At 72.3% G+C, this 15,860-nt stretch carries 10 protein-coding genes; 6 read left to right on the forward strand and 4 right to left on the reverse strand.

Translation table 11 applies throughout. The features are described from left to right. Positions 1-413: 413 nt before the first annotated feature. Positions 414-1,874, forward strand: a complete 1,461-nt coding sequence (locus IEX99_RS13710; RefSeq protein ID WP_188901198.1) for a M81 family metallopeptidase — start codon at positions 414-416, stop codon at positions 1,872-1,874. 27 nt (positions 1,875-1,901) lie between these two features. Here the strand turns inward: IEX99_RS13710 and IEX99_RS13715 are convergent, their stop codons facing one another. From IEX99_RS13715 to IEX99_RS13725, 3 genes are all read right to left on the reverse strand, one after another. Further along, positions 1,902-3,536 (reverse strand): acyl-CoA synthetase, encoded by a 1,635-nt coding sequence (locus tag IEX99_RS13715; RefSeq protein ID WP_188901200.1) that lies wholly within the window; start codon positions 3,534-3,536, stop codon positions 1,902-1,904. Between the two features lie 2 nt (positions 3,537-3,538). Then, a complete protein-coding gene (locus IEX99_RS13720; protein WP_188901202.1) occupies positions 3,539-4,378 on the reverse strand; it encodes an enoyl-CoA hydratase in 840 nt (279 codons plus the stop codon). A 444-nt stretch (positions 4,379-4,822) separates the two neighbouring features. Beyond that, positions 4,823-5,590, reverse strand: coding sequence for an SDR family oxidoreductase (locus IEX99_RS13725; RefSeq protein WP_188901204.1), 768 nt, complete (start codon positions 5,588-5,590; stop codon positions 4,823-4,825). A 530-nt stretch (positions 5,591-6,120) separates the two neighbouring features. On the opposite strand from IEX99_RS13725, the gene IEX99_RS13730 reads away from it, so the two are divergent. Genes IEX99_RS13730 through IEX99_RS13740 form a run of 3 tightly spaced genes read left to right on the forward strand, consistent with a single transcriptional unit; the run spans position 6,121 to position 10,976 of the window. Then, positions 6,121-8,079: a PrkA family serine protein kinase gene (locus IEX99_RS13730; protein WP_188901206.1), complete on the forward strand. Its 1,959-nt coding sequence runs from the start codon at positions 6,121-6,123 to the stop codon at positions 8,077-8,079. A 39-nt stretch (positions 8,080-8,118) separates the two neighbouring features. Then, positions 8,119-9,429: a YeaH/YhbH family protein gene (locus IEX99_RS13735; RefSeq protein WP_188901208.1), complete on the forward strand. Its 1,311-nt coding sequence runs from the start codon at positions 8,119-8,121 to the stop codon at positions 9,427-9,429. After that, positions 9,426-10,976: a SpoVR family protein gene (locus IEX99_RS13740; protein ID WP_188901211.1), complete on the forward strand. Its 1,551-nt coding sequence runs from the start codon at positions 9,426-9,428 to the stop codon at positions 10,974-10,976. The genes IEX99_RS13735 and IEX99_RS13740 overlap by 4 nt, the downstream gene beginning before the upstream one ends. Before the next feature lie 17 nt (positions 10,977-10,993). Here IEX99_RS13740 and IEX99_RS13745 read toward each other — a convergent pair whose 3' ends face one another. After that, the gene (locus IEX99_RS13745) at positions 10,994-11,749 is read right to left on the reverse strand and encodes an SDR family NAD(P)-dependent oxidoreductase (RefSeq protein WP_188901213.1); all 756 of its coding nucleotides are present in this window, start codon (positions 11,747-11,749) and stop codon (positions 10,994-10,996) included. Positions 11,750-12,317: 568 nt separating this feature from the next. On the opposite strand from IEX99_RS13745, the gene IEX99_RS13750 reads away from it, so the two are divergent. After that, positions 12,318-13,685, forward strand: a complete 1,368-nt coding sequence (locus tag IEX99_RS13750; protein ID WP_229678023.1) for a glycosyltransferase family 4 protein — start codon at positions 12,318-12,320, stop codon at positions 13,683-13,685. A 16-nt stretch (positions 13,686-13,701) separates the two neighbouring features. Next, positions 13,702-15,846 carry a glycosyltransferase family 4 protein gene (locus IEX99_RS13755; protein ID WP_188901217.1) on the forward strand — a complete coding sequence of 715 codons (2,145 nt, stop codon included), beginning with the start codon at positions 13,702-13,704 and terminating at the stop codon, positions 15,844-15,846. Positions 15,847-15,860: the final 14 nt, after the last annotated feature.

Below are 15,860 nucleotides of genomic sequence, written 5' to 3' on the forward strand. Positions count from 1 at the left end.
CCGCGAATTCGACCGCGAGGTCCACGACCCGCTGGCTCGGGGCCTCGCGCCCCATCGGCCGCGGAGCTCGGCCCTGCGCACCCGGCCCGTCGTCGTCGCGAGCCGCGCCAGCCGCCTCCGGGGCCTCCCCTGGAGCCGCGCGAGGACCGGCATGGCGACCGGCAGGATAAGGCGCATGGTCGCGGCGATCACCGCGACAGCGATGCCCGCGTCTTGCATCGGCTGCCCCTGTTCCGGCTGCGCCCCAGCCGGCCTCACGATGCCGCAAGGGCGGAACCGCTCGCCAGCGGTGCGGCTCGCGGCGACAGGCGCTGCGCTTCCCTGGCCTTGCCCCCGGCCTTCAGGCGCCCCGAGCCGTGGCCGCCCGGCCTCAGCTGGGCAAGGAAAGGAGTGCGCCCTAGGCTGGCGCCGCCATGCCGCACATCGCCGTAGCCCGCCTGTGGTTCGAGGGGAACTCCTTCGCGCCCGTTCCGACGCCGCAATCCGCCTTCGAATCCCGCGAATGGACCGCGGGCCGGGAGGCGCTGGAACGCTACGCCGGCACGGCAACCGAGCTCGGCGCGGTCGGCGCCTTTCTCGCCGCCCGGCCGGGCTGGCGCGCGACGGTGCTGCGCTGCGCCGCCGCGCAGCCGGGCGGACCGATGGCCGACGAGGCCATGGCCGCCTGGCGGAGCGAGGTCGAGGGGGCGCTGCGGGCAGGGCGGTTCGACGGCATCTACCTCTCCCTGCACGGCGCCTGCGTGACGGAGAGCGACCCGGAGGCCGACCTCACGACGCTGCACCGCATCCGCTCGATCGTCGGCAGGGACGTGCCGATCGCCGCGAGCTTCGACTTCCACGCCAACATGGCGTCGGAGGCCGCGGAGCTGCTCGACGGCGCCTCGGCCTACCGCACCTATCCTCACGTGGACATGGACCGGGCGGCGATGCGCGCGCTGGCGCTGCTCGAGCGCGCGCTCGGCGGCGCCCCCCGCGCGCGGGGCCACATCGCCAAGCGGCCGATGGTGCTGCACAGCTTCCACATGCGCCACGAGGACGGCCCGATGGCGGAGGTATGGGCGGAGGCGGCCGCGGCGGAGCGGCCGCCGGTGCTCGACGCCTCGATCTTCGGCGGTTTCGCCTGGGGCGATAGCCCCTACGCCGGCCCCTCCGCGATGGTCTGGGCCGAGGACGCCGGCGCCGCCCGCGCGCTGGCCGAGCGGCTGGCGGATCAGATCGCCGCGCGCCGCGCCCGCTTCGCGGTGACGCTGCCCGACCCGGCGACGGCGCTGCGCCAGGCGCTCGCCGCCCCGCCCGGCCTGGTCGCGCTGCTCGACCCGGCCGACAACCCGCTTTCGGGGGGCATCGCCGACACGCCGGGCCTGCTGCGCGCGCTGGTCGAGGCGCGGCTCGAGGTTCCGGCCGTGTTCGCTTTCCTGCACGACCCGGTCTCCGTCGCCGCGGCGCGGGAGGCCGGCGTCGGCGCCCGCATCACCCGCTGGCTCGGCGGCCGGCTGACGGAGACGTTCGGCCCGCCGGTCGTCGCGGAGGCCGAGGTCGAACGCCTGACCGACGGCCGCTTCGTCAACGAGGGCCCGATGGAGCGCGGCGCGCCGGTGGACCTCGGCGCGACCTGCGTGCTGCGCCTCGGCCCTGCGCTCCGCGTGATCTGCACCGAGCGCAAGGAGGCGGCCGTGGATCCCGCCTTCTTCGCCCTGCACGGGATAGACCTCGGCGCGACCCGGCTGCTCGCCAACAAGGCTAAGAACCACTTCCGCGCCGCCTTCGCTGGCCGGTGCAGCGCGATCGTCGAGTGCGACTGCCCGGGGCCGGCCGCGCTCGACCTCGCCGCGCTGCCCTTCCGCCACGTGCCGCTCGGCTGGCGCCGCGCCTGAGCGGGCCGGCGCGGGGCGGCCGGCGGTTCAGCCGCCCGCGCGCGCCATCTCCCGCAGCACGTGCTTCTGGATCTTGCCGGTCGAGGTCTTCGGCAGCTCGGCGAACACCACCGCGCGGGGCACCTTGAAGTGCGCCAGGCGCTCGCGGCAGAAGGCGATCAGCTCCTCCGCGGTGGCGCTCGCGCCCGGCTTCAGCTCGACGAAGGCGCAGGGCGTCTCGCCCCACTTCTCGTCCGGCTTCGCGACCACCGCGGCGAGCGCGACCGCCGGATGCTTGAACAGCACATCCTCGACCTCGATCGAGGAGATGTTCTCCCCGCCCGAGATGATGATGTCCTTGGAGCGGTCCTTGAGCTGGATGTACCCGTCCGGGTGGCGGACCGCGAGGTCGCCGGTGTGGAACCAGCCGCCGGCGAAGGCGGCCTCGGTCGCGGCCGGGTCCTTGAGGTAGCCCTTCATCACCACGTTGCCGCGCATCATCACCTCGCCGAGCGTCGCGCCGTCGGCCGGGACCGCGCGCATCGTGGCGGGGTCCATCACCTCCAGCCCCTCGAGGGCGAGGTAGCGCACCCCCTGACGGGCCATCAGCGCGGCCTGCTCGGCGGCGGGCCGCGCCTCCCACTCGGCATGCCACTCGTTCACCACGGCGGGGCCGTAGACCTCGGTCAGGCCGTAGACGTGGCAGACGGCGAAGCCGGCGGCGCGCATCGCGGCGAGCACCGCCTCGGGCGGCGGCGCGCCGGCGACGACGAACTGCACCCGGCGGGGCAGGGGACGCTTCTCCGCCTCGGGCGTGCCGAGCAGCGTCGCCATCACGATCGGCGCGCCGCACATGTGGGTCACGCCGTGCTCGGCCATCAGGCGCCACATGTCGGGCCCGCGCACGGCGCGCAGGCAGACGTGCGTGCCGGCGACGGCGCAGATCGTCCAGGGGAAGCACCAGCCGTTGCAGTGGAACATCGGCAGGGTCCACAGGTAGACGGGATGCTTCCCCAGCCCTGCCGAGAGCACGTTGCCCACCGCCAGCAGGTGCGCCCCGCGGTGGTGGTAGACCACCCCCTTGGGCCGGCCGGTCGTGCCGGAGGTGTAGTTGAGGGCGATCGCGTCCCACTCGTCGCGCGGCATCGGCCAGTCGAAGGAGGGGTCGCCCTCGGCCAGCAATGCCTCGTAGGGCACGCCCCCCAGCGTCTCGCCCCGCGCCGCCTCCGGCGCCAGGGGGTCGTCCACCTCGACGACCAGGGGCCGCGCCGAGCACCTGGCGAGCGCCGCCCGCAGCACGGGCATGTACTCCTTGTCCACGAGGATCGCCTTCGCCTCGCCGTGGTCGAGGATGTAGGCGATGGTGCCGGCGTCGAGCCGCGTGTTGATGGTGTTGAGGACGGCCCCGGCCATCGGCACGCCGTAGTGGCTTTCGAGCATGGCCGGGACGTTCGGCAGCAGCGCCGCCACCGTGTCGCCGCGCCCGATGCCGCGCCGGGTCAGCGCGTGGGCGAGGCGCACGCAGCGGTCGCGCAACTCCCGGTAAGCTAGCGTCCGCCCGGCGTGCAGCACCGCGGGATGCTCGGGGAAGACCTGCGCGGCGCGCTCTAGGAACAGCAGCGGCGTCAGGGGCTGGTGGTTGGCGGGGACCCGCGGCAGCGCGTCGTAACCGGCGGTGGGCATGGTCAGCGGTCCCTCCAGACCGGCTTGCGCTTGCCGAGGAAGGCGCCGATGCCCTCCGCCGCGTCCTCCGCCAGCAGGTTCTCGACCATCACGGCCGAGGAGCACGCATAGGCCTCGCCGAGCGGCCGGCCGAGCTGGCGGTAGAAGTTCCGCTTGCCGAGCCGGATCGTCAGCGCCGAGCGCGCCGCGATCCGCCGCGCGAGGTCGAGCGCGGTCGGCATCACCTGCTCCGGCGGCACGACGCGGTTGACGAGGTGGATGCGCCGCGCCTCCTCGGCCGGGATCATCTCGCCGAGCAGCAGCATCTCCATCGCCGGCTTCGGCGGCACCGCGCGCGAGAGGGCGACCGCCGGGGTCGAGCAGAACAGGCCGATGTCCACGCCGGGGGTGCAGAAGCGCGCCTCGGTCGAGGCCACAGCGAGGTCGCAGGTGGCGACGAGCTGGCAGCCGGCGGCGGTGGCGACGCCCTGGACGGCGGCGATTACGGGCTGGGGCAGGGCGGTGATGGCCTGCATCACCTCGGCGCAGCGCGTCATGGTGGTCTCGAAGAAGGCGCGGCCGCGGTCCGGGTCGGCGCGGCGGACGGTGAGCTCGCGCAGGTCGTGCCCGGCGGAGAACACCGGCCCCTCGGCGGCGAGCACCACGGCGCGCACCGCGGGGTCGGCGGCGATCTCCGCGAATGCCGCGGCGAGCGCGTCGAGCATGGCGAGCGAGAGGGCGTTGCGCGCCGCCGGCCGGTTCAGGGTGAGGACATGGACCCCGCCGCCCTCGTCGCGGCGCAGCAGGAGGGGTGGCGCGGCCGGACCGGCCTCGCCGGAGGGGGGCTGGAGCTGGGCCGACATGGTGACGTCTTCCTCGTGTCGTGTCCGCGCGGCCGTCCGGCCGCCGACGCGGGCGTGCCGGCGGGCGGAACGGGCCTTTCCGCCGCCCTTTATGCCGCCGTGGAGGCCGCGATGTCAGCCTGGTCCGGGCGCCGCCCGGGGCCGGTCCGGCGCGGACGATGGCGCAGCGGCTGCGAGGCGGCGCTGATGCGCGAGACAGGGCGTCGGGATTAGGAAATAATACCTTGAAATGCGGCCGCCGCGCGCCTACGCTGAGCTTGGCGGCCTGCCGACCGCAGGCAGGCCGGGAGGCCGAGGCGCATGCGGCACGCGGATGGCAGCCGCCTTGCATCCTCGCCGCTCCGGAGCCCCGGCGCCCCGGCGCCGCCTCCGGCGCGGGCGCCGGAAGCCGGCCCGCCGACATGGGCGGTGCCGGAGGGGGGCGCTTGCGCCCGCCCCGCGCCGCTAGCCGCGCCCGATGAAGGGCATTTTCGTCGCCATGATCGTCAGGAACTGGATGTTGGAATCCAGCGGCAGCGACGCCATGTGTACGAGTGCATTTGCGACATGCCGTACATCCATGGTCGGTTCGACCATCACCTCTCCATTGGCCTGCTTGACCCCGCGCTGCATGCGCTCGGTCATCGGAGTGGCCGCGTTGCCGATGTCGATCTGCCCGCAGGCGATGTCGTACTTCCGCCCGTCGAGCGAGATGCTCTTGGTCAGCCCGGTGATGGCGTGCTTGGTCGCCGTGTAGGGTGCCGAGTCGGGGCGCGGGGCATGCGCGCTGATCGAGCCGTTGTTGATGATGCGGCCGCCGCGGGGCGTTTGTTCCTTCATCATTCGGAAGGCCGCCTGGGCGCAGAGGAAGGACCCCGTCAGGTTCACCGCGACCACGCGGTTCCAGTCCTCGACCTTCAGGTCCTCGAAGGGCGTGCCGGGCACGTTGCCGCCGGCATTGTTGAACAGCAGGTCGAGCCGGCCGAATCGCTGCCGGATCGCGGCGAAGAGCGAGTCGACCGCGGCCGGGTCGGCGACGTCGGCCGGCACCACGAGGGCGCGGGAGCGCGCCTCCTCCCCGGCGAGGGCGACGGTCTCCTCGAGCGCGGCGCGGCGGCGGCCGGCCAGGGCGACCGCCCAGCCGGCGGCGAGCAGGCCGAGGGCGCAGGCGCGGCCGACGCCGGAGCCGGCGCCGGTGACGAGGGCGATCTTCTGCTGCTGCGTGGCGGACATCGGGCGTGCGGCCTCTCCGGTTCGATGCGGATGGCGGGAGCATCGGCGCTGCCCGCGCGGAAGGCAACGCGCCGCGGGAACGGGCAGCGCGAGGACCGCCGGCCTCGGTGGCGCGGCCGGCGGCTGGCAGCCGACGCGCTGCAGTGCTGCCGCGCCGTTGCGTTCCGCGCGGGGCGCGGGGAGACGTTGCACGCCGCATTCCCGACTCGGGCGGCGAGTCCTGCGAATGGCGCGGGGCCCGCGATGCCGCCATGCGGCGGCGCGGCGCTCGCGGATGGGGCGGGTGGGGGAACCGTGGTGCCGACGGCGCGCTTCGTCGCACGGACACCACGGCATTGTCGCATTGGCAACAACGTCAGTGGTATGATGAGTGCATGGGGGAGGGCGATCGCGCGGCACGCTACGCGGTGGGCGCGGCGCCGACCGGGTCGGCCAGGGGACTATCGGCCACGGTCAATTGACCCGGCGGATGTCAGCCAAGCAATTCCGCGGGCGTTCCAGTGGACGCGCCGCCTCCGGAGGGCCGGTTGATGCTGATCACGTCTTACGCCGTGGATGACCTGTTCGCCAGTTTCGCGCGCAGCTACGAGCAGCGGCGGGAGACCGAGCTCTCTCTCGCCGAGTACCTGGAAGGCTGCCGGCGCGATCCGATGATGTACGCCAGCGCGGCCGAGCGCATGCTCGCCGCGATCGGTGAGCCCGAGGTCATCGACACCTCGAAGGACCCGCGGCTCGGGCGCATCTTCCTCAACCGCACCATCCGGCGCTACCCGGCCTTCTCCGAGTTCTACGGCATGGAGGAGACGATCGAGCGGATCGTCGGCTTCTTCCGCCACGCCGCGCAGGGGCTCGAGGAGCGCAAGCAGATCCTCTACCTGCTCGGCCCGGTCGGCGGCGGCAAGTCCTCGCTCGCCGAGCGCCTGAAGGCGCTGATGGAGGTCGAGCCGATCTACGTGCTCAAGGCGGGCGACCAGATCTCGCCCGTGTTCGAGAGCCCGCTCGGCCTCTTCGACCCGGAGCGCATGGGCCCCGTGCTCGAGGACCGCTACGGCATCCCGCGCCGGCGGCTGACCGGGTTCATGAGCCCCTGGGCGGTGAAGCGGCTCGACGAGTTCCGCGGCGACCTCTCCCGCTTCCGGGTGGTGAAGGTCCACCCCTCGCGCCTGCGCCAGATCGCCGTCGCCAAGACCGAGCCGGGCGACGAGAACAACCAGGACATCTCCTCGCTCGTCGGCAAGGTGGACATCCGCCGGCTCGAGACCTACGCGCAGAACGATCCGGACGCCTACTCCTTCTCCGGCGGCCTGAACCGCGCCAACCAGGGCCTGCTCGAGTTCGTCGAGATGTTCAAGGCGCCGATCAAGATGCTGCACCCGCTGCTGACCGCGACGCAGGAGGGCAGCTACATCGGCACCGAGAACATCGGCGCCATCCCCTTCCAGGGCATCATCATGGCCCACTCCAACGAGGCGGAGTGGCAGACCTTCAAGAACAACCGCAACAACGAGGCCTTCATCGACCGCATCTACGTCATCAAGGTCCCGTACTGCCTGCGCGTGACGGAGGAGCAGAAGATCTACGAGAAGCTCGTGCGCGGCAGCGAGCTCGCCGGCACCCCCTGCGCGCCCGGCACGCTCGAGATGCTGGCCCGCTTCTCGGTGCTCTCGCGCCTGCGCCGGCACGAGAACTCCAACCTCTACGCGAAGATGCGCGTCTACGACGGCGAGAGCCTGAAGGAGACCGACCCGCGCGCCCGCTCGCTCCAGGAGTACAAGGACGCCGCCGGGCCGGACGAGGGCATGGACGGCATCTCCACCCGATTCGCCTTCAAGGTGCTCGCCGCCACCTTCAACCACGACACGCAGGAGATCGCGGCCGATCCGGTGCACCTGATGTACGTGCTGGAGCAGCAGATCCGGCGCGAGCAGTTCCCGGAGGACACCGAGAAGCGCTACCTGGAGTTCATCAAGGGCGAGCTCGCCCCGCGCTACGCGGAGTTCATCGGCAACGAGATCCAGAAGGCGTACCTCGAAAGCTACCACGACTACGGGCAGAACCTGTTCGACCGCTACGTCGCCTACGCCGACGCCTGGATCGAGGACCAGGACTTCAAGGACCCGGACACCGGGCAGCTCCTCAACCGCGAGATGCTCAACCTGGAGCTGACGAAGATCGAGAAGCCCGCCGGCATCGCCAACCCGAAGGACTTCCGGAACGAGGTCGTGAAGTTCGCGTTGCGCTCGCGCGCCAACAATGGCGGGCGCAACCCCTCCTGGACCAGCTACGAGAAGATCCGGGAGGTGATCGAGCGGCGCATGTTCAGCCAGGTGGAGGAGCTGTTGCCGGTGATCTCCTTCGGCTCGAAGCGCGACAGCGAGACGGAGAAGAAGCACGCCGAGTTCGTCGAGCGCATGGTCTCCCGCGGGTACACCCAGCGCCAGGTCCGCCGCCTGGTCGAGTGGTACATGCGGGTGAAGCAGGCGGGCTGACGCCCAGGCGCGGAAAAGGCCCACGCGGAGCGGAGTGCGATGTACATCATCGATCGCCGCCTCAATCCCGGCGGGAAGAGCCTCGCCAACCGGCAGCGCTTCCTCCGCCGCGCCAAGGCGCTGGTGCGCGAGGCCGTGCGCGAGAGCGCGGGCAGCCGGAGCGTGAAGGACTCCGAGCAGGGCGCCACCGTGACGATCCCCGGCTCGGGCGTGCGCGAGCCGACCTTCCATCGCGCCCCCGGTGGACGGCGCGAGCACGTGCTCCCCGGCAACAAGGAGTACGTCGAGGGCCAGACCATCCCCCGCCCGCCCGCCGGCGGCGGGGCGGGCGGCAGCGAGGGCAGCCCCGACGGCGGCGGCGAGGACGCCTTCCGCTTCGCCCTCACCCACGAGGAGTTCCTCGATCTGTTCCTCGAGGATCTCGAGCTTCCCGACCTCGCGAAGCGCCGGTTCACCGACGGGGAGGCGAGGACCTGGCGGCGCGCCGGCTACTCGATCTCCGGCTCGCCGGCCAATCTGGCGCTGGTCAAGACGCTGCGCAACAGCCTCTCGCGCCGCATCGCGCTCCGACGCCCCAAGCCGGGCGAGGTCGACCGGCTGGAGGCCGAGCGCGACGCGGCCGAGATGCTCGGCGACGCCGAGCGGCTGGAGGCGGCGCTGCAGGAGCTCGCCCAGGCGCGGCGGCGCAGCCAGCGCATCCCCTACATCGACCCGATCGACGTGCGCTACCGGCAGTTCCTGCCGGAGCCGAAGCCGATCGCCCAGGCGGTGATGTTCTGCCTGATGGACGTCTCCGGCTCCATGACGGAGCACATGAAGGACCTGGCGAAGCGCTTCTACCTTTTGCTCTACATCTTCCTCAAGCGGCGCTACCGCCACGTGGACATCGTCTTCATCCGCCACACCCACGAGGCGAAGGAGGTGGACGAGGAGACCTTCTTCCGCAGCCCCGAGACGGGCGGCACGGTCGTCTCGACCGCGCTCGAGGAGATGCTGAAGGTGGTGGCGGCGCGCTACAGCCCGCGCGACTGGAACATCTACGCCGCGCAGGCCTCGGACGGCGACAACACCACCTCGGACAACGAGCGCACGGCGCGGCTGCTCGCCGAGCAGATCCTGCCGATCTGCCAATACTACGCCTATCTCGAGGTCGGGCGCGAGGACGGCATGCACCCGGTGGGTTTCATCCCCCGCGAGAGCGACCTCTGGCGGACCTACGGCACGCTGCGCAAGGAGGGCCATCCGCTCGCGATGCGCAAGGTGCGCCATCGCCGCGAGATCTACCCCGTCTTCCGCGACCTGTTCCGGAAGGGAGCCGACGCGACGAAGGAGGCAAGGGCCACGCCATGAGCGCTGACGGCGGTTTCGGTCGCCTGCTCTATCCGGGCGCCGACTGGGACTTCGCCACCATCCGGCGCGTGTACGACGCGATCGAGGAGATCGCCCTCGGCGAGCTCGGCCTCGACACCTACCCGAACCAGATCGAGGTGATCAGCGCCGAGCAGATGCTCGACGCCTACGCCTCGAACGGCATGCCGCTGCTCTACCGGCACTGGTCCTTCGGCAAGCGCTTCGCCCGGAACGAGGGGCTGTACCGCCGCGGCTTCCAGGGCCTCGCCTACGAGATCGTCATCAACTCCTCGCCGTGCATCTCCTACATCATGGAGGAGAATACGGCGACGATGCAGGCGCTGGTGATCGCGCACGCCGCGTTCGGCCACAACCACTTCTTCAAGAACAACTACCTGTTCCGCCAGTGGACCGACGCCGAGGGCATCCTGCCCTACCTCGACTTCGCCAAGGGCTACGTCGCGCAGTGCGAGGAGCGCCACGGCCACGCCGCGGTCGAGCGGGTACTCGACGCCGCCCACGCGCTGATGAGCCACGGCGTGCACCGCTACCCGCGCCGCAAGCGCCCGGACCTGCGCTCCGAGGAGCGGCGCGAGCGCGAGCGGCGCGAGCACGAGGAGCGGGTTTTCAACGACCTCTGGCGCACCGTGCCGGCGAAGCCGGGCGGCCCCCCCGCACCCTCGCTCGACGAGGCCCGGCGGCGGGCGCTGCTGGAGCTGCCGCAGGAGAACATCCTCTACTTCCTCGAGAAGGCCGCGCCGCGTCTCAAGCCCTGGCAGCGCGAGATCCTGCGCATCGTCCGCCACGTCGCGCAGTACTTCTACCCGCAGTCGCAGACCAAGCTGATGAACGAGGGTTGCGCCACCTGGGTGCACTATCAGATCATGAATCGGCTGCACGAGCGCGGGCAGATCTCGGACGGCCATTTCATGGAATTCCTCCACTCCCACACCAACGTCGTGTTCCAGCCGGAATTCGACGATCCGCGCTTCTCCGGCATCAACCCCTACGCCCTCGGCTTCGCGATGATGGAGGACATCGCGCGCATCGCCACCAGCCCGACCGAGGAGGACCGCGAGTGGTTCCCCGACTTCGCGGGCTGTGGCGACGCGCTCGGCGTACTGCGCCACGCCTGGGCGAACTACCGCGACGAGAGCTTCGTCTCGCAGTTCCTGAGCCCCGCGCTGATTCGGCGACTGCGTCTGTTCTACCTCGTGGACGACTCCGAGGAGGACCACCTCGAGGTCGCGGCGATCCATGACGAGCGCGGGTTCCGCCGCGTGCGCCGCGCCCTCTCGCGGCAGTACGACGTCGGCCACCAGGACCCGGACATCCAGGTCGTGGACGTGGACCTCGCCGGCGACCGCAGGCTGATCCTGCATCACCGCGCGCCCGACCGGCGGCTGCTCGACGCCGAGGACGCGCGCCTCGTGCTGCAGCACCTCGCCGACCTATGGGGCTACGACGTCGTGCTCAAGGAGATCGACCCGAAGACCGAGGCGGTGCTCAAGGAGCACCACGCCTCGGCGCGGCCGGGGATGTTCTGACGCGTGCGGCGCCGCCCTCAGTAGGTGGCGCGGCCGCCGGTAATGTCGAACACCGCGCCGGTGGAGAAGGAGCACTCCTCGGAGGCGAGCCAGCACACCAGCGCGGCGATCTCCTCGACCCGCACGAAGCGGCCCATCGGGATCTTCGAGAGCATGTAGGCGATCTGCGCCTCGCTCATTTGCCGGAAGAGCTCCGTCTGCGCCGCTGCGGGCGTGACGCAGTTCACCAGCACGCCCTTGCCTACCAGCTCCTTGGCCATGGACTTGGTCAGCCCGATCAGGCCGGCCTTCGAGGCGCTGTAGTGCGAGGCGTTCGGGTTGCCCTCCTTGCCCGCGACCGAGGCGATGTTCACCACCCGGCCGTAGCCGGCGCGGATCATCTCCGGCACCACGGCGCGGCTGACCAGGTAGGGCGCGACCAGGTTCACCTCGATCACGCGCCGCCATTCGGCCGGCGCGATCTCCCAGCTCGGCGCGTTGCCGCCGGTGATGCCGGCGTTGTTGACCAGCACGTCGATGCGCCCGCCATGCGCGGCGAGGGTGGCGCGCGTCGCCGCCGCCACCGCCGTCTCGTCCGTCAGCTCGACGGCGTGCGCGCTCACGGCACCCGCCGTCGCCAGAGCCGTGCGGGCCTGCTCGAGCCTGGTCGCATCGGCATCCCACAGCGCGACGGCGGCGCCCGAGGCAAGCGCCCGCTCCGCCACCGCGTAGCCGATCCCGCGCGCCCCGCCCGTGATCACCGCCACCCGGCCCGTGAGGTCGATTCGGTTCATCCTTGCCCCCTTCGCTCGGCCATGGAAGTCGCCGCCGCCATCCGCCGGCCCGCTGGCCGCCTGGCAGGCGGCCTCGGCGGAGCCGACCATGGCAGGCTGCCGCCGTCCAGCCGGGCGCGGTCGTCTTTCCCGCCGCATACCGTCGGACCGCGGCCGCAAACCCCCGCACCCTCTCGTGCGTCGCGCGGGCGTTCCGGACGTCCGCGTCAGGGGCGCCGCCGTCCGCGAACGCGACTGGGGCATCGCCGCCCAGGCGCTGCCGCCGGCGCCGGTTCCGGGGCCCGCCGCCGGGGCGGGATCGCGGCGCTGCCGCGCGTCTCCGGGGATCGGGCTGCCGCTGCGCCGCCCAGCCCGGCGGCCACGCCCGGGCCGATCGCCAGGGCGCGGCGGAGCGGCACGCCATCCGAGCTTGCCGCCTTCCAGCGGAATGCTTCGACCCGCATCCGACGGCGCCTCCCGCCAAGCGCGCTTGACGGCGCCTTGCGCAAACGACAGGTTGCGGCGATCTTCCCGGCGCGGCGCGCTCCCGGCTCCGCATGCGCCTGTGCAACCGGAACGGGCAGGACCATTGTTCTTCTCCCCCACCCGCGACCAGAACCGCCGCCCGCGCATCTACATTGATGGCTACAACCTGGCGCTCGAGCAGGGCACGGGGGTGGCGACTTATGCCCGCAACCTCTCCTTCGCGCTCCGCGACATCGGCGCCGAGGTCGGGGTGCTCTACGGTACGCGCGGCTCGACCATCTCGCTCAATCCGCTGATCCGCGAGATCGCCTTCTTCGACCCGCTGGTCGGCCGCCCGTCGAAGCTCCAGCGCATCGTGCACACGATCCGCCGTATCATGAGCACGCCGTTCGGCGAGATTGCGACTCGGGTGCCGGTGACCGGGCGCGTGATCAGCGCGCAGTTCCAGAGTCGCCTGCCGCATTTCGACCATCTCTGGAACGTGCAGAACCTGTTCCTGACCTCGCAGTTGCACTTCCGGATCTACCGCAGCCGGATGAACGTGCACTTCCGCTCCCCGCCGCAGGTCATGCACTGGACCTATCCGCTCGCGCTCAAGGTCGCGGGGGCTCGCAACGTCTACACGATGCACGACCTGGTGCCGCTGCGCCTGCCCTACACGACGCTCGACAACAAGCGGCTCTATTTCCGCCTGGTGCGCCAGCTCGCCCGCCGCGCCGACCACATCGTGACCGTCTCCGAGTGCTCGCGGCGCGACATCGTCAACCTGCTCGGCGTGCCGGAGGAGAAGGTCACCAACACCTACCAGAGCGTCGAGATCCCGGCGAAGTACGCCGACAAGCCGCTCGACGAGGTGAAAATCGAGGTCGCCGGCAGCTTCGGGCTCGAGTTCAGGCGCTACTTCCTCTTCTTCGGCGCGATCGAGCCCAAGAAGAACGTCGGCCGCCTGATCGAGGCCTACCTCGCCTCCGGCGTCGAGGACCCGCTGGTCATCCTCGGCAGGAAGGCCTGGAAGTCGCGCCAGGAGCTGCGGCTGATCGTGGACAACGACCACATCCAGTACCTGCTGACGCGCGGCGACCGCACCATGACCAAGCAGCGCGTCATGCAGGTGGACTACGCGCCCTTCCCGCTGCTCGTCAGCCTGATCCGCGGCGCCAAGGCGGTGCTGTTCCCCTCCCTCTACGAGGGATTCGGGCTGCCGGCGCTCGAGGCGATGACCCTCGGGACGCCGGTGATGACCTCCAACACCGCCTCGATGCCAGAGGTCGTGGGCAACGCAGCGCTGCAGGTCGATCCCTACGATGTGCGCGACATGGCCCAGGCGATCCGCGCGCTCGACGCCGACCCCGAGCTGCGCGGCCGCCTCTCCCAGGCCGGGCCGCAGCAGGCCGCCCAGTTCGGCGCCGAGCGCTACCGCCAGCGCCTGCGCGAGGCCTACGCGAAGGCCGGGGTGAAGTGGCCATCTTGAGTCGCGGCATGGCCTGATGGACGGGCCGGCTCCGATCGCCGCCGGTGCCGCGCCGGACGGCGCCGAGACCGCGGCCCAGCTCGCCGCCGCCGGCTTGTGGGGGGCGGCGATCGCGGCGTGGCGCGCGGTGCTCGCCGAGCGGCCGGAGGATTGGCGCGCGCGCCTCGCCCTCGGCGGCTGCCTCGCCGCCGCCGGCGACCTCGCCGCCGCCGTTCGCGAGTACCGCGAGGCGGTCGCGCTCGCCGAAGGAGTGCCGGAGGCGGACATCGCCCGGCAGCGCCTCGCGGAGGCCATCGCCGCGATCGGCGAGGGCGGGACCGCCATGGCGCCACCGGCGACCGTCGCCGCCCCGGCCGCCGGCGCCGCGACGGGCACCCGTTTCGTCTTCGACGCCTCCGACCTGGTCGCCTATTTCGCCGACAACCGCGCGCCGACCGGCATCCAGCGCGTCCAGCTCAACGTCATCGCCCACGCCCTTTCGGCCGCCCGCCCGGAAGAGCCGGTCGCGGTCGTGGCGTTCGACCAGGACCGCGGCGGCTGGCGGGAGATCCACCCCGCCCTGTTCCTGGGCCTCTGGCGCCTTTCCCGCAGCGGCGCCGACCCGCACGACCTGGTCTGGCAGGCGGCGCTCGCGGAGCTGCGCGGCGCCCTCGCCGCGGCGCCGGACCTCGACTTCGCGCCCGGGGCGGTGCTCTGCAACCTTGGCACCTCGTGGTGGATCCGCGACTACTTCCTCCGCGTGCGCGACGCCAAGACGCGCTTCGGCCTGCGCTACGTCCCGTTCGTACACGACTGCATCCCGCTGATCGTGCCGGAGCACTGCGCCGGCGGGCTGGTGCGCGAGTTCGCCCAGTGGTTCGCCTCTCTCGCCCTGCATGCCGACGCGCTGCTCTGCAATTCGCGTTGCACCCTCGCGGACGTGCGGCGTCAGATCGCGGCTCTGCTCCCGGGGCTCGACCTGCCGGCGACGGTGGTCCCGCTGGATGCGGACCCGCGCGCCATGCTCGGCGCGGCCGAGGCCGACGCGGCGGCCTCGGCCGATGCGCGCCTTCCGGTGCCGGGCGAGCCCTTCGTCCTGTTCGTCGGCACCATCGAGTCGCGCAAGGACCATCTGCTGGCTTTCCGCGCCTGGCGCAGGCTGATCGCCCGCCACGGCGCGGCCGCCGTGCCGCGCCTCCTCTGCGTCGGCAAGCCCGGATGGCTGGCCGAGCCGGCGCTCGCGCTGCTCCGCGAGGCGCCGGAGCTCGCGCAGCGCATCTCGGTGCTGCACGGCATCCCCGACGGCGCGCTCGTCGCCCTTTACCGGCGCTGCCTGTTCACGCTGTACAACAGCCATTACGAGGGCTGGGGGCTGCCGGTCACCGAGAGCCTGGCCTTCGGCCGGGTGCCGCTGGTGCCGCGCCATTCCGCGCTGGTCGAGGCGGGCGGCGAGGCCGCGGCATACTTCACGCCCGGCGATCTCGACGACCTGGTGGCCAGGCTCGAGGAGCTGATGTTCGACCCGGCGGCGCGCGCCGCCGCCGAGGCGCGGATCGCCGAACGCCTGCGGCTGCGGGACTGGGGCGCCGTGACGGACCAGATCCTCGCCGCGCTCCGCGACGTCCCCTCGCATGCCGGCGCCGATACCGTCGCGCCAGCGTCGCGCGACCTGCTCCGCCCCACGCTGCGGCCCGGCCGCCCGCTGGCGCTCCGGCTGCTCGGCGAGCCCGTGCCGAGGGTGGAGATGGCCCTGGCGGACATGGCGCGCCTTGGCCTCGGCTGGCATCCGCTGGAGTCCTGGGGCGTCTGGACCCGGCCAGGGCGTGCGCGCCTCCATCTGCCGCTCGACGCGCCGACCTCCGAGCCGCTGCGCCTGCAGCTCGATTGCGTCGCGCCGCCGCAGGACCTGTCGGTGCGCCTGCGGCTCGGCCCCGAGGGACCCGAGCATCGGCTGCTCGCCGAGGCCGGCACGCGGTTCACCGTGGCGCTCGCGGCCCCGCCGGGCCTCGCCGCGATCGATCTCGACATCGACAGCGAGGAGCCGGGCGTGGCCCTTTCCCCGGGCGGCCGCCGCGTCGGCCTCGGCCTCGCCGGCGTGCTGCTGTGCTGCCCGGACGACCTTGCCGCGCGGCTCGAATTCCTCGAGCAGCGGCGCCTGGCCTTCCAGCCGCCGTCGCGCTGAGCCGCCCGGCCGCG

The sequence above is a fragment of the Caldovatus sediminis genome, from assembly GCF_014644455.1.
Taxonomy (GTDB): domain Bacteria; phylum Pseudomonadota; class Alphaproteobacteria; order Acetobacterales; family Acetobacteraceae; genus Caldovatus; species Caldovatus sediminis.

Coding starts and splice junctions, on each gene's coding strand:
- IEX99_RS13710 (WP_188901198.1), top strand. CDS start 414: ATGCCGCACATCGCCGTAGCCCGCCTGTGGTTCGAGGGGAACTCCTTC.
- IEX99_RS13715 (WP_188901200.1), bottom strand. CDS start 3,536: ATGCCCACCGCCGGTTACGACGCGCTGCCGCGGGTCCCCGCCAACCAC.
- IEX99_RS13720 (WP_188901202.1), bottom strand. CDS start 4,378: ATGTCGGCCCAGCTCCAGCCCCCCTCCGGCGAGGCCGGTCCGGCCGCG.
- IEX99_RS13725 (WP_188901204.1), bottom strand. CDS start 5,590: ATGTCCGCCACGCAGCAGCAGAAGATCGCCCTCGTCACCGGCGCCGGC.
- IEX99_RS13730 (WP_188901206.1), top strand. CDS start 6,121: ATGCTGATCACGTCTTACGCCGTGGATGACCTGTTCGCCAGTTTCGCG.
- IEX99_RS13735 (WP_188901208.1), top strand. CDS start 8,119: ATGTACATCATCGATCGCCGCCTCAATCCCGGCGGGAAGAGCCTCGCC.
- IEX99_RS13740 (WP_188901211.1), top strand. CDS start 9,426: ATGAGCGCTGACGGCGGTTTCGGTCGCCTGCTCTATCCGGGCGCCGAC.
- IEX99_RS13745 (WP_188901213.1), bottom strand. CDS start 11,749: ATGAACCGAATCGACCTCACGGGCCGGGTGGCGGTGATCACGGGCGGG.
- IEX99_RS13755 (WP_188901217.1), top strand. CDS start 13,702: ATGGACGGGCCGGCTCCGATCGCCGCCGGTGCCGCGCCGGACGGCGCC.